Raw genomic sequence first — 12,484 nt, 5'->3', positions numbered from 1 at the left:
TTATTGCGTGGCGTCCGGCGTTTCCCGGTACGAAATGAGCGGATCGACAATCTGGCGCGTGGTGCCGTCGGTCAATCCAAGGTCGGTCAAATGCGGCCCGGCGTTGCAGGCAAGACACGTGCCCTCTATCGCCTTAAAGACGCGATACGGCGGCTCCCAGTCGGCAATCTCGCTGCTGCGATCGCGAAGCGTGCGGAACTGCTGCGCCAGCTCGGACGGCGGCAGTTCGGACAGCATCCCGGCAATCGGCATCGCGACGTGCGAGATAATCTTCCCGCGCTGCGCCAGCGCCATGCCGCCCCCGCTTTGAATCAGCGCGTTTGCCGCCAGCGCCATATCCTCCGGCGAGCGTCCCAGCACGACCAGGTTGTGGGCATCGTGCGAGTAGCTAGTGGCTATCGCGCCGCGCAGCTCTCCCCAGCCTTCCAGCAGGGCAATCTGCGGTTTGGCCTGATGGCGACCGTGGCGATGCTGTACCCAAATCAGGCTAAATCCTTCCGGTACTTCAACGCGTCCGCTGTGGACGTTAACTTCAACTTCGCCCCAGCGGGTAAACCGCGCGCCGCTGATGTGGCGCAGGCGGGCTATACCGTGGCTGGCACCTTCGATGCGAAGCTGAAAATCATCAGCCGCGAGCGCAGACAGCCGCAGGGTATCGCGCGGCAATGAGGCCGCGGGGGATATCACTGGCTCAGTCATCGCCCCGTTGCGGGCAATCAGCTTGCCCCCGGCGTAAACCCGGCGAGCGGCCAGCTTATCCAGGGAATTAAACGCGACCAGATCCGCGCGTCGTCCGGCAGCGATCAGCCCAAGATCGTTGCGCTGCAGGCGAATGGCGGCGTTCAGCGTGGCGAAGCGCAGCGCGTCGGTTGCCGCCAGCCCGTGCTCAATCAGCAGGTTGAGGAGGGCGATAATGCCGCCTTTTTCCAGCAGCATATCGGGGGGCACATCGTCGGTACAAACCGTGATCTGCGAGGAGAGATGCGGCAGAGTTTTCAGGGCCTTCACGATATCGGGCAGCAGGTAGGGATGCGAGCCGCGGATTTCGAGCGTCAGGCCGGCGCGCAGTTTTTCCAGCGCATCGTCCGCGGAGGTCAGCTCGTGATCGGACGTCACGCCCGCCGCGAGATAGGCCTGTAAATCCGCCCCGCTCAGCCCCCTGGCGTGCCCTTCGATAAGCTTTCCGCTTTCCAGGCCCGCCTGCAGAATGTCGATCATGCGCGGGCTGCCGTTCAGCACGCCGTGCATATCCATCACTTCCGCCACGCCGCGCACGTCGGGCCAGCCGAGCAGGGTCGTCATCTCATCGCCGTTAAGGTCCGCGCCGGACATCTCCAGCCCGGGCGTAGACGGCACGCTCGATGGTGCCGCGACCATGACCTGCAGCGGCAGGTTGCGGGTGGATTCAATCGCAAAGCGAACGCCGTCAATGCCGAGCACGTTCGCCAGCTCGTGAGGGTCCCAAAAAACCGCCGTCGTGCCCTGCGCCAGCACGATTTCCGCGTAGCGGGCGGGCAGCAGGTGCGAGCTTTCAAGATGGACGTGCGTGTCCATCAGGCCCGGAGAAAGGTAAAGCCCGCTGAGATCGTGCGTCTCAAGCGCATCGCTGCGGCTGCCGCGCGGGTGTACGCTGGCAATCAGCTCGCCGACGATACCGACGTCGGCGTCGCGGATCTCGCCGGTCGCCATATCGATAATCTGGGCCTGGGTGAGCAGCAGGTCAAAAGGCAGTTCGCCTCGCGCGGCCTGTACGGCGCGGCGTCGGGTTTCGGCAGTCATGCAATAAACGGTTCCAGCTTCAAAATAATGACGCTACTCTATGCACCCGGCAAACGTTTGCCTAGCTGATAAAATTTATCACCCGATAACCGCGGGTTATTCTGCGACGCGTGAAAGAGAAAATGATGACGGAACCCTGGCAGCGCTTGCCCGCGCTCTCTCTTCGGCAGCTTCAGTACTTTGTCACCCTTGCCGAGCTGCGGCATTTTACGGATACGGCCAGCAGGCTGGCGATTAGCCAGCCCGCGCTCAGCAGCGCCCTGCGGCAAATTGAAACGGTGCTGGGCGGCAAGCTGGTTAACCGTACCGCCTCTGCCGTGACGCTAACCGAGCTGGGCAATGCCATCCTGCCGCACGCGCAGCGGGTGGTCAGCGTCGCGCAGCTTGCGTTCGAGGATATGCAGCGGATCGTGCAGGCCGGCGGCGACGGTACGGTGCGGATCGGCCTGATCCCCTCCGTCGGTTCGATCTTATTCCCGCAGCTTCCGCAGGCGCTGGCGCAGGCGTTTCCTCGCCTGAAGGTCGAGTTTCACGATCAAACCAACGATGGGCTGGTGGCGCAGCTGCTGAAAGGGCAGATTGATTTCGGCATAGGCGCGCTCGATAACAGCGTGTCCGACGATCTGGACGTGTTTCCGATTCAGGAAGATCCGTTTGTTGCCGTGGTCCATCGGGACGATCCGCTGGCCGCCTCGGCCCACCTGCCCTGGAAGCAGCTGGCCGGCCGTGATATCGCGGTCTTCACGAAAGGCAATATTCAGCGCCTGGTCAACGCGCTGGCGGAGAGCCACCGCCTCTCTTTACGCACGCGCTATCAGGTGGATTATATCGAAACGCTGTACGGGCTGGTGCGCTCCCGGCTCGCGGTGGCTATTTTGCCCCAGCTTTATACGACCCATCTTCAGGACCCGCAGCTTAAGGTCGTTCATCTTCAGCAGCCGGCGCTGGCCCGCACGGTGGCCCTGATGCGCGCGCCGCAGGCGCTGCCTCCGCTGATTGAATCCTGCTTTGCGCTGATGCTGGAAACCCTGCGCGCAACCTGACGCGACACTTCTTTACAGCGGGGCGGCGCAATGCTCGCTAAGATGACCCTCGTCTACTCACGAGGTCAACATGGAAAACCGCACATTCGCTAAGCTCCGCCGCTGGGCGCGAGAAGGGATCATTATCGTTCTGCTGGCGCTGGCCGTCATGTGGGGCGTGGACCAATACCGCAAACCTGATTTGCCCGCCAGCTTCAGCGCGACGCCGATGCAGAGCATCGACGGCAGGACGTTCGATATCGCCGCGCTCAGCCAGGAGCGGCCGCTGCTGATTTACGTCTGGGCGACCTGGTGCAGCATTTGCCGCTTTACGACGCCAGCGGTCGATAAGATGGCGAAAGAGGGCGGGAACGTGGTGAGCATCGCGCTGCGCTCCGGCGATGACGCGAAGCTTGCGCGCTGGGTGGAAAAGAAACGGCTTACGATGCCGGTGATTAACGATGCGCGCGGGGCGCTGTCGCAGCAGTGGCAGGTGAGCGTCACGCCAACGCTGGTGATTGTGTCAAAAGGGCAGGTGGTCAGCACGACAACCGGCTGGACGAGCTACTGGGGAATGAAAGTACGGATGTGGTGGGCGGGGCGATAAAATAACCCCTCTCCGTAAGGAGAGGGGCTGACATTACTTGGCCATGACTTCCTGCGCGGTACGTTCAACCAGAGACAGCAGGACCTTAACGTCCTCCAGCGTCACGGTTGGGTTCAGCAGGGTAAGCTTCAGGCAGGTGATGCCGTTGTGCTCGGTCACGCCAACGTTGGCACGACCGGATTCCAGCAGCGCATCGCCGATTTTCTGGTTCAGCAGGGCAACGCCCGCATCGTCCAGCTGCGCCTGCGGGCGGAAGCGGAAGAGTACGCTTGCCAGCTGCGGCTGCATGACCAGCTCCAGAGCAGGCTGCTCCTTCACGTAGGCCGCAACCTGCTGCGCCAGCGTCACGCCGTGATCGATAATCGCCGCGTACTGCTCCTGGCCCAGCGCTTCCAGGCTCATCCACAGCTTCAGCGCGTCGAAGCGGCGCGTCGTCTGCAGCGATTTGGAGACCAGGTTAGGCACGCCCGCTTCTTCATCGAACTCCGAGTTCAGGTAGGCCGCCTGATAGCGCATCAGCTCATAGTGACGCGCTTCTTTCAGCAGGAACGCGCCGCAGCTGATGGTCTGGAAGAACTGCTTGTGGAAGTCCAGGGTAACGGAATCCACCAGCTCAATGCCGTCCAGGTAGTGGCGATACTGCTCGGACATCAGCAGCGCGCCGCCCCAGGCCGCATCAACGTGCACCCAGATGTTCTGCTTCGCCGCCAGCTCGGCAATCGCGCGCAGCGGATCGATAGCACCGGCATCGGTGGTACCTGCGGTCGCAACAATCGCCAGAATCTGCTCGCCGTTGGCGTTGCACTGCTCGATTTTCGCCGCCAGATCGCTGAGATCCATGCGCGAGAACTCGTCCGTTTTCACCTGCACCACGGACTGGTAGCCCAGCCCCATCAGCGCCATGTTCTTCTGCACGGAGAAGTGGGCGTTTTCGGAGCACAGCACGCGAATCTTGCGCAGATCGCCGACCAGACCGTCCTGCTGAACGGAGTGGCCCTGGCGCGCGAAGAACGCATCGCGCGCCAGCATCAGGCCCATCAGGTTGCTCTGGGTACCGCCGCTGGTGAAGACACCCGCGTCGCCAGCCTGATAACCCACGCGGGTACGCAGCCATTCGATCAGCTTGATCTCAATGATGGTTGCGGACGGGCTTTGATCCCAGGAGTCCATGCTCTGGTTGGTGGCGTTGATCAGCACTTCCGCCGCCTGGCTCACGACCAGGCTTGGGCAGTGCAGGTGCGCCACGCACTGCGGGTGATGAACGGACAGGCTGTCTTTCAGGAAGAACTCCACGGCGCGTTCAATCGCCGCTTCGTTGCCCAGCCCCTTCGGGTTGAAATCCAGCGTAATGCGGTCGCGCAGCTCAGCGACCGTTTTGCCCTGATACATCTCAGGCTGCTTCAGCCACTGCATCACAGCCTGAGTGCTTTGTTCAATCGCCTGCTGGTAAGCGTCGATGCTCTGCGCAGAGGAGAACAAAATTGGGTTTGAATCAGACATCGTAATCAACAACTCCGGTTACGCCGGGCGAACGCCCGCAGCAAGCAGCGCCTGCTCGAATTTATCCAGGAAGATCTTCAGCTCGTCGTCGCTAATCAGCAGGGACGGCAGCAGGCGCAGAACGATACCGTTACGGCCGCCGCGCTCCAGAATCAGACCGTTTTCGAAGCACTTCTTCTGGATCAGGGCAGACAGCTCGCCGTCGCCAGGGAAGCAGCCCATATGATCAGCCGCTTCGTTTGGCTTCACGATTTCAATGCCGATCATCATGCCCAGACCGCGAACGTGGCCGATAACCGGATAGCGTTTCGCCATCTCTTTCAGCTGGCCTTTCAGCCATTCGCCCTGTGCGGCCACTTTGCCCGCGATGTTCTGGTCTTTCAGGATTTTCAGCGTGGTCAGGCCGGTTGCCATCGCCAGTTGGTTGCCGCGGAAGGTGCCGGTGTGGTGGCCAGGCGCCCATGCGTCGAACTGCTTTTTGATGCCCAGTACTGCCAGCGGCAGACCGCCGCCGACGGCTTTGGACATCACGATGATGTCTGGCTCAATGCCCGCGTGTTCGAAGGCGAAGAATTTACCGGTGCGCGCAAAGCCCGCCTGCACTTCGTCAAGGATCAGCAGGATGCCGTGTTCCTGCGTCACTTTACGGATGCGCTGCAGCCATTCGGCCGGAGCCGGGTTCACGCCGCCTTCGCCCTGAACCGCTTCCAGGATCACCGCGGCAGGTTTACGCACGCCGCTTTCAACGTCGTTGATCAGGTTATCGAAGTAGTAGGTCAGCGCCTTCACGCCCGCTTCGCCGCCGATGCCCAGCGGGCAGCGGTACTCGTGCGGGTAAGGCATAAACTGGACTTCTGGCATCATGCCGTCAACCGCTTCTTTCGGAGACAGGTTGCCGGTCACGGACAGCGCGCCGTGGGTCATGCCGTGGTAGCCGCCGGAGAAGCTGATAATCCCGCTGCGGCCGGTGACTTTTTTCGCCAGCTTCAGCGCGGCTTCAACGGCGTCAGCGCCGGATGGGCCGGTGAACTGCAGGCAATACTCTTTGCCCTGGCCTGGCAGCAGAGAGAGCAGATATTCGGAAAACGCGTCTTTCAACGGCGTAGTCAAATCGAGGGTATGTAACGGCAAGCCGCTGGTAATGACATTTTGGATGCTTTTCAGCACATCAGGATGATTGTGGCCCAGCGCGAGGGTGCCTGCGCCGGCTAAACAGTCAAGGTATTCTTTATTATCTGCATCGGTGATCCACACGCCTTCTGCTTTGGTAATCGCTAAAGGCAGCTTGCGCGGATAACTCCTGACGTTAGATTCAAACTCGGCCTGACGGGCCAGATAGGTTTCGTTGCTTTTGTGGGCATCTACAGTGTCAATACGGACTTTATCCGTCATCATATCTCTCCTACAACCGCGGCTTCGCTATGCGCCACGATTGAATAAATAGTATAAAAAATAGATGGGGCCTGAAAAAACGCCGCCAATATAGAGCCTTTTGAGGTTGGGCTCAATGGTTAATTTGTTTGCGGTTTTATGACAAACGTAAAGGAACCGCACCCCACCATGAAGCGCGTGAAATCTGGAGAAATATCATTGAATAAAAACAGTCAATTGCGCGGTGAAGTCGGGGCGTAGTTTGTTACAAAAATAATCAATAAAAGGCCCAGCGAAGCGGGGGAAATCGCGGGTAAAAAAGGGGCAGCAGCGCGTTAGTCCCTTAACGCGCTGTTTATAAGATCAACTACCGGGCAAAGCCATCGAAAACGCCGTTCTTGTTTACGGCCACTTTGCCGCTTTTGTAAACAATGATGTCGAAAATCCCCTGGCTGTAAACGGTCGCGCTTTCCGTGGTTTCAATCACCGCGGCTGGCTTGCCGTCTACGGTTAAGATACCGTCGCTGCCGCGCTTAATTTCCATATTATCGTAATGCTTTATGAACGCTTTTTTAGCCGCCTGCGCTTTTTGTACCGGATATTGCGCCCGGGCATTTTCCAGCGCCTGTTTCTCAGAGGCCTGCAGCATTGCGGCACGTTCGCCTTCGCTAAGGGCGCGGTGTGAGCAGCCCGAGAGCGTCAGGATAAAAAATAATGCGGTTAACCACTTGTTCATATATTTCCTGCTATTTAAAAGCGTAAAGATTAATACCGCCGTTTAAATCGGTAATTAATCGGTGCTTATCGTATTAACGATCAGAACCCAACCCCGACGCCCGCACCCACGGCAAAGTCATCGTTGGTCGTGGTACTGAATCCTGTTTTGACGATGGCGTTTCCGGCATGGAAAGAGGCGCCGACGCTCACCGCAGATTCGCTTTTAAAGGTGCCCGCCCCGGCGGAAAACATCACCGTTTGCGCCTGCTCGACCTGCGGCATAGAGGCAATCGCGACGGCCGCCGCCGAGCCGCTTCGGGCCTCTTTTTGGTTCTCCTCAACCTCATTTTTCAGGGCGCCAAACTGCGCGTTGGTCGCCCCCTCCAGAGAGGTAATACGTTCTTCATGATTCTGCAGCTGGCCCGCCTGCGCCTGCAGCGCATCGCTGTTGGCCCGGCTGCGGGACTGCACGCGCGCCAGGGCTGCCCGGTTAGCGGTGGCTACGGTTTGTGCATCCACCGCCAGCTGCTGCGCGTAAGCGCCTTTGCTATACGCCTGGTTCGCCTTATCAGCCGCGCTCTGAGTCGCCTTATCCTGACGATCGCGGTCCGCCTGAAACGTACTCTTATCGACCTTTCCGTCTATCGCGCTGGTGTTGGCGCTGATTGATTTTTTATTTTCAGCGATGTCCGCAACGTTCGTCAGAATGCTGGTGGTATTAGCATGTATGTTTTTACCGTTCAGGTCGGCGGTGATTTGCGCATTTCCCGCCGCGGCCAGCGCCGTGTGGGCCGTTTTGTCCGCCCCAGCAGCCGCAGCACCGGCCAGTCTGGCGTTAAGCTGCGCGACGTTCGCTTTGGTGCTGGCGTCGTTAGCCGTATCCTGCGCAATTGAGATCTGCAGATCGTGGCGTTTATCGGTTTGCCCAGCGCTATAGACGTCGCTCGACAGGCCGGAAAGTTGACCTGCAAGCTGATCAATGGCTATTTCGACATTGCCGCCCGAATTGAGCGAAACGTCCGAAGCCGGAGTGGAAGCGTTTACACTGAACGCACTAAAAGAAGCCATAATAATTATGGCCTTATTGGTTTGTAACATTGCTATCATCTCTATAATTTATATGGGCTTAATTACGCCAGCCATTTTAAATAAATGGCAGATTCTACTCATAGATAAAGACAACCATTGCGGCTGCGTATTTATAGAATATGGAGTAATTAAGTGGCGTTACTATCCCTCTGATTCATTAATAAGATCTTGATGCAGATCACTAAAATTTGTGATTTGTTTGGCTTGGGATTAATCTTGTATAATATAAAAATTCATATAAATCAATATATTGATTGACTGGTTTTCGAAAGATATATGACCCGTTTTCATTCGGAATAGAGAGGGGTCAGAATATCCACAGAATAAAAGAGTAAATATAACGAATGAAATAAGGGCTTGCAAAGAGCAGGGTATTACTCTACAAATGGTCAACAATTGACTCGGGGTGCCCTTCTTAAATGAAGGCTGAGAAATACCCGTATTATCTGATCTGGATAATGCCAACGTAGATTTTTTAATCTCTATTTAAATTAATCACTTACACAATTTCTAATCCTTGCTGTAATAGGAATTGTACTAGGTGAACAAGCAAACTTTACGCTACTCCTTCCAAAGATCTGGCGTCTATTATGTTCAGGTATGGCTACCGGATAGCGCACCTTTCCGTAAGTCTTTACTCACTGATAGTTTCCGTGAAGCGTCTGAACTTATAGTCATCATCACACCTCAAATACTGCGATTCAAAAAGGGTACTTTGACATTAAAAGGATTAAACACCTTAATAGATGATTTACTCAAAGTAGGTGAAGTTAATACTTCTCCCTTTATCGTGGTTCCCTCTAACGTTGCTCAGGTGGTTCACAAGCCTGTAGTTAACGTCAAATACTTATCCCTCGGTGAATCCTTGAAACATTTTAAACAATACAAAGTTGATAAAGGTGAAGGTTGGAACGTCGAACAGGCTAAGAAGAATGAACGTTCTTTTGAAGCTCTCTTAGCCTTATTGGGTCATGATTTCAATGTATATGAGATTACCCGTAAGGTAATGGATCGTGTAATGGAGTTTATTGAAGGGCTACCAGATGCACGTAAACCGCCATACAACAAAATGAGCGTTAAAGAACGCTTAGAATGTGACGACAATACCTTTAAGAGCTATTCGCATGGTACGTAACTGCACTGTGTATTCTAAGTTAGAATGTTCTCTTTTATATTTACTTTGAAGCTCTAAAGTCTTCACGTTTAACTTAATGATTTGAAATTTCATTTTTATAATGAAAAATGCAAACGCAATAACTATCAATGTAGTAGCCCATACAGGAATATATATTACGATTATCTCTATAAAATTGATGTTTATTTAAATAATCTTATACTTTATACAAATGGCTACAAATTTCTGTACAGCAACGTATATAGCAAAATATGTTAAAGGGTGTACAGGCTTATCAGTGTGTTCAAAAGCTTTAAGAATAAAAGCCATAGCTGCAATGTAACCCCAGAAATCAACAAGCACTTCATTCACTTTTTTGAAAGCGTTAATTAATTTACCTTTCATTATTACTATTCTCTAAATTAGTTAAAAACTCTTTCCACTTAACTAACAATTTGTTTGTATCAAGTTTAACAATGTGTGGTTGTAGTGTTTTACCTTCAAAAGCTTCCTTATGGAAACATTCAACAGCAAAGTGAATCGTTAATCCGTTAGGATCAATCCCCATCAAACCAGCATCTAGCAAACGGTGTAAAGTTGGTTCTAAGGCTAATCCATTGTTTGTACTCATATCTTGCCCTTCACACATGTTTTCAATGTGTGCAGCTTCAAGTACCGGAAGAGCGTAACCAGTTACAGCACATTTCCCCTTAAAATTAGCTAACACACGCTTTCTAAAGCTTGCTTGATCGCTAGCGGATCTAGCTTTATGTGTAATTTCAATTACGCGCCCTGTAGCTTTCACGTCAACCACGTTATCTAGCGGAAATTCTTGGGCTAAGGCTTCTAAGCTTTCTTTGATTTTTATAGGTTTTGCAGGTTCTACAGGTTCTTCTAAAGGGGCTGTTATTACCTCAGCAGCTTCTAAAACACTGTATACGCTGCCTGTAGTAATTGGATGTAAATGAGTCTCGATAGAATCGCCGAAATCTTTAGTTAGAAAAGCAATACATCTTTCTTCATCCGTCGCTAACTTCCATGCGTCGCTTTGCGTCATTTTAAGAATAGCTTTACGATAAACATCTTTATTGAAATAACGTTTTTTCTTTTCTTCTGTTTTAATAGGTTCTTTTGCTTTTTCAACAATTACTTTAGTATTATCTGCTTTATTGGATTCTTTACTTTCAGCTTTAATATCATCGATGATATGACTTACATCAATAATTTCTTTTGGCTCTAATACACGTTTTACAACATAATTTTTATGATTATGTTGCATATGATGATCAAGAGCATCGGCTTTAATGAATATAGAGCAGGCAGGGCATTTAACAAGATTCATAGCTGTTAGTCCTGATTCCCCTGCTTGAATATGTTTGATAGGGGTTTTAGGTGTGTATAGACTTGAATTTTTTAATGCTTTAACGCGCTTTCTTTTACCTACGTAATCATTATTATATGTATATTTAATATGACCTTCAGCAACAACTCTATTTTTCTTGGGCTGTTTTTTATTAACTGTAATTGATATATCACGACTAGATACAGGTTTTACGGTGTTATGCGATGTTGATCTAGTTGGCTTCTTACCTCCATCAAAAGGCAAACCACTATCTGTAGCATTCAATACAGCTATAACATGTGGATCAGGGGGCAAACCTTCACGTAAAGCTTTTGCATGTGCTCTGATTGCCTCCATGCGTGTTAGCTGTGCCTTAGCCATGACGTTTACACCCCTCAACTATGATATGTTGTTCTAATTTTAATCTAGGGGTTTATGAAAAGGAAGGGGAAAGGCTTAAAAACCATATCTTGTATGGTTTATCTTGATAGCTTAGTTTCATCACTTAATGATAACATCACTGCATACATCATAACTCATGTCAGAATACTCAATTCCTGCAATAAAACCCAAAGAAATGCAGATTAGATAAAGTAGGGCGCTTAATATAATATATTTAATCATGTTATATCTTATAGAGAAAGAGGCTATCTAGTAATGACAAACTTCAACAAACCACCACATTAGTCAAAGGGAAGCTAAATAACCTCTTTCTTTACATCCTCTTATATCATGAATTATTCATCATCCTCTTCAAATCAAACATATCCGACGATGATAATTCAAAAATCACTGTAGAACCAGAAAATTCAGATTCTTAGATAGGAACAGTGGATAACCTGTAATCACATTCTCAATAGTGCTTAATAAAATGCCCTAATTAAAGGGCATAGAATTAAAAACTATCACCAGCCTATTGCAGCACTCACAGCTATAACTTCATCATCATTAGTTGTACCAGCAGCAGAGATAGTAGCAGCGGCGTTATCAGAGAACTTATGACGATAGCCCAAAGCATAGCCTTGCTGATCCCGGAAGTTTGCAGCACCGATAGCTACAGAGTTATCAGCTTCAACGTAATGCAAGCCAGCAATAGCGCCTACACCAGCAATACCCGCTCTGTACTCTTTGCGATCTGCATCCTGCTGTTTCTCAATTGATGCAAAGTGATTGTTAGTGCTTTGCTCAAATGATTCTTGATGTGCTTGCATGGTGCTGATGCTATGGCTATGCGACAGAATAGCGGCTTGTGATTCATGATCTACTACGGTAGTGCTCACACCATCCTTACCATTCACGCCGTTTACGCCATCTTTCCCGTTATCAACTCGTGCTTATAACTGGTTAAGCAATTCTTTTTGTTTTGCTGCTTCACGTTCCTGATATGTTATGTTGCTATCAAGATGTGATGCGCCAGCCGTAGTAACTGATGTGTTAGACGGCGTAGAAGAGGGTGTTTTATCTACTGGTACGCCAGCAGAATTAGTTTTAACGCCGTAATTGTTTACACTTTGGCTTACAGTAGTAGAAGTAGAGGCGTTATCTCCGCTTCCTATAACAACATCTTTATCACCTACAGAAGCATTATCACTTTCACCTGTAGAAGCGTTATCACCCACACACCTTTACCTTCTGTAGATGTCTCGTTGTAGCCTGTGCTGGCGTTATCATCAATACCTTTACCCTCAGTGGATGTTTCATTGTAACCAGTGCTTGCATTATCACTTTCAATTGCACCCGCATTATTTGAAGCTGTGATAGTTGAAGCATTATCTTCTTCACCAATGACAGTAGAAGCATTATCACCAGTACCAGCGTTATCAATATACTCTACAGCATCGACATTTGAAGAAAGAACAATAGCAATCACACCGGCAATTATTGACGGTTTCATTAGTATAACTCTCTTTTTTAATATTGATTTTGTAATGAGGTAATTCTTC

Annotated in this window: 13 protein-coding genes and 1 riboswitch; of the genes, 3 read left to right on the top strand and 10 right to left on the bottom strand. The window is 51.4% G+C overall.

What is annotated here, in order from left to right; all coding sequences use genetic code 11:
- Positions 1-1,779 (bottom strand): adenine deaminase C-terminal domain-containing protein, encoded by a 1,779-nt coding sequence (locus DBY73_RS18520; RefSeq protein ID WP_112012520.1) that lies wholly within the window; start codon positions 1,777-1,779, stop codon positions 1-3.
- Positions 1,780-1,901: 122 nt separating this feature from the next.
- On the opposite strand from DBY73_RS18520, the gene DBY73_RS18515 reads away from it, so the two are divergent.
- Together DBY73_RS18515 and DBY73_RS18510 are read left to right on the top strand one after the other, a co-directional pair.
- Entirely contained in the window at positions 1,902-2,822 is a 921-nt protein-coding gene (locus DBY73_RS18515) for a LysR family transcriptional regulator (protein ID WP_181573260.1), read from the top strand.
- A 70-nt stretch (positions 2,823-2,892) separates the two neighbouring features.
- Positions 2,893-3,408: a protein disulfide oxidoreductase gene (locus DBY73_RS18510; protein ID WP_112012518.1), complete on the top strand. Its 516-nt coding sequence runs from the start codon at positions 2,893-2,895 to the stop codon at positions 3,406-3,408.
- A 33-nt stretch (positions 3,409-3,441) separates the two neighbouring features.
- On the opposite strand, the gene DBY73_RS18505 is transcribed toward DBY73_RS18510, so the two are convergent.
- From DBY73_RS18505 to DBY73_RS18490, 4 genes are all read right to left on the bottom strand, one after another.
- Positions 3,442-4,908: an aspartate aminotransferase family protein gene (locus DBY73_RS18505; RefSeq protein ID WP_112012517.1), complete on the bottom strand. Its 1,467-nt coding sequence runs from the start codon at positions 4,906-4,908 to the stop codon at positions 3,442-3,444.
- Positions 4,909-4,926: 18 nt separating this feature from the next.
- The gene (locus tag DBY73_RS18500) at positions 4,927-6,303 is read right to left on the bottom strand and encodes a diaminobutyrate--2-oxoglutarate transaminase (protein WP_112012516.1); all 1,377 of its coding nucleotides are present in this window, start codon (positions 6,301-6,303) and stop codon (positions 4,927-4,929) included.
- A gap of 343 nt (positions 6,304-6,646) precedes the next feature.
- On the bottom strand, positions 6,647-7,015 hold the full coding sequence (locus DBY73_RS18495; protein WP_112012515.1) for a hypothetical protein: 369 nt from the start codon (positions 7,013-7,015) through the stop codon (positions 6,647-6,649).
- Positions 7,016-7,095: 80 nt separating this feature from the next.
- On the bottom strand, positions 7,096-8,064 hold the full coding sequence (locus tag DBY73_RS18490) for a YadA C-terminal domain-containing protein (RefSeq protein WP_181573259.1): 969 nt from the start codon (positions 8,062-8,064) through the stop codon (positions 7,096-7,098).
- Between the two features lie 413 nt (positions 8,065-8,477).
- A riboswitch (TPP riboswitch) is annotated at positions 8,478-8,575 on the top strand.
- A gap of 51 nt (positions 8,576-8,626) precedes the next feature.
- On the opposite strand from DBY73_RS18490, the gene DBY73_RS18485 reads away from it, so the two are divergent.
- A complete protein-coding gene (locus DBY73_RS18485; protein ID WP_112012513.1) occupies positions 8,627-9,220 on the top strand; it encodes a hypothetical protein in 594 nt (197 codons plus the stop codon).
- A 186-nt stretch (positions 9,221-9,406) separates the two neighbouring features.
- Here the strand turns inward: DBY73_RS18485 and DBY73_RS18480 are convergent, their stop codons facing one another.
- The 5 genes from DBY73_RS18480 to DBY73_RS18465 all read right to left on the bottom strand — a co-directional run.
- Entirely contained in the window at positions 9,407-9,604 is a 198-nt protein-coding gene (locus tag DBY73_RS18480) for a hypothetical protein (RefSeq protein ID WP_112012512.1), read from the bottom strand.
- Positions 9,594-10,922, bottom strand: a complete 1,329-nt coding sequence (locus DBY73_RS18475) for an HNH endonuclease signature motif containing protein (RefSeq protein ID WP_112012511.1) — start codon at positions 10,920-10,922, stop codon at positions 9,594-9,596. The genes DBY73_RS18480 and DBY73_RS18475 overlap by 11 nt, the downstream gene beginning before the upstream one ends.
- Before the next feature lie 524 nt (positions 10,923-11,446).
- Positions 11,447-11,821, bottom strand: coding sequence for a YadA-like family protein (locus tag DBY73_RS18470; RefSeq protein ID WP_146745794.1), 375 nt, complete (start codon positions 11,819-11,821; stop codon positions 11,447-11,449).
- A 54-nt stretch (positions 11,822-11,875) separates the two neighbouring features.
- Positions 11,876-12,160, bottom strand: coding sequence for a hypothetical protein (locus DBY73_RS22130; RefSeq protein WP_146745793.1), 285 nt, complete (start codon positions 12,158-12,160; stop codon positions 11,876-11,878).
- Positions 12,115-12,484: hypothetical protein (locus DBY73_RS18465; protein ID WP_220092932.1), on the bottom strand; the 370-nt coding region annotated here is incomplete at its 5' end. The genes DBY73_RS18465 and DBY73_RS22130, both read right to left, overlap by 46 nt.

The sequence above is a fragment of the Enterobacter sp. RIT418 genome, assembly GCF_003057745.1.
In the GTDB taxonomy this organism is placed as follows: domain Bacteria; phylum Pseudomonadota; class Gammaproteobacteria; order Enterobacterales; family Enterobacteriaceae; genus Enterobacter.
The sequence above is the reverse complement of the archived record's forward strand: the minus strand, read 5'-3'. Positions and strand labels throughout refer to the sequence as shown.

Coding starts and splice junctions, on each gene's coding strand:
- DBY73_RS18520 (WP_112012520.1), bottom strand. CDS start 1,779: ATGACTGCCGAAACCCGACGCCGCGCCGTACAGGCCGCGCGAGGCGAA.
- DBY73_RS18515 (WP_181573260.1), top strand. CDS start 1,902: ATGATGACGGAACCCTGGCAGCGCTTGCCCGCGCTCTCTCTTCGGCAG.
- DBY73_RS18510 (WP_112012518.1), top strand. CDS start 2,893: ATGGAAAACCGCACATTCGCTAAGCTCCGCCGCTGGGCGCGAGAAGGG.
- DBY73_RS18505 (WP_112012517.1), bottom strand. CDS start 4,908: ATGTCTGATTCAAACCCAATTTTGTTCTCCTCTGCGCAGAGCATCGAC.
- DBY73_RS18500 (WP_112012516.1), bottom strand. CDS start 6,303: ATGATGACGGATAAAGTCCGTATTGACACTGTAGATGCCCACAAAAGC.
- DBY73_RS18495 (WP_112012515.1), bottom strand. CDS start 7,015: ATGAACAAGTGGTTAACCGCATTATTTTTTATCCTGACGCTCTCGGGC.
- DBY73_RS18490 (WP_181573259.1), bottom strand. CDS start 8,064: ATGGCTTCTTTTAGTGCGTTCAGTGTAAACGCTTCCACTCCGGCTTCG.
- DBY73_RS18480 (WP_112012512.1), bottom strand. CDS start 9,604: ATGAAAGGTAAATTAATTAACGCTTTCAAAAAAGTGAATGAAGTGCTT.
- DBY73_RS18475 (WP_112012511.1), bottom strand. CDS start 10,922: ATGGCTAAGGCACAGCTAACACGCATGGAGGCAATCAGAGCACATGCA.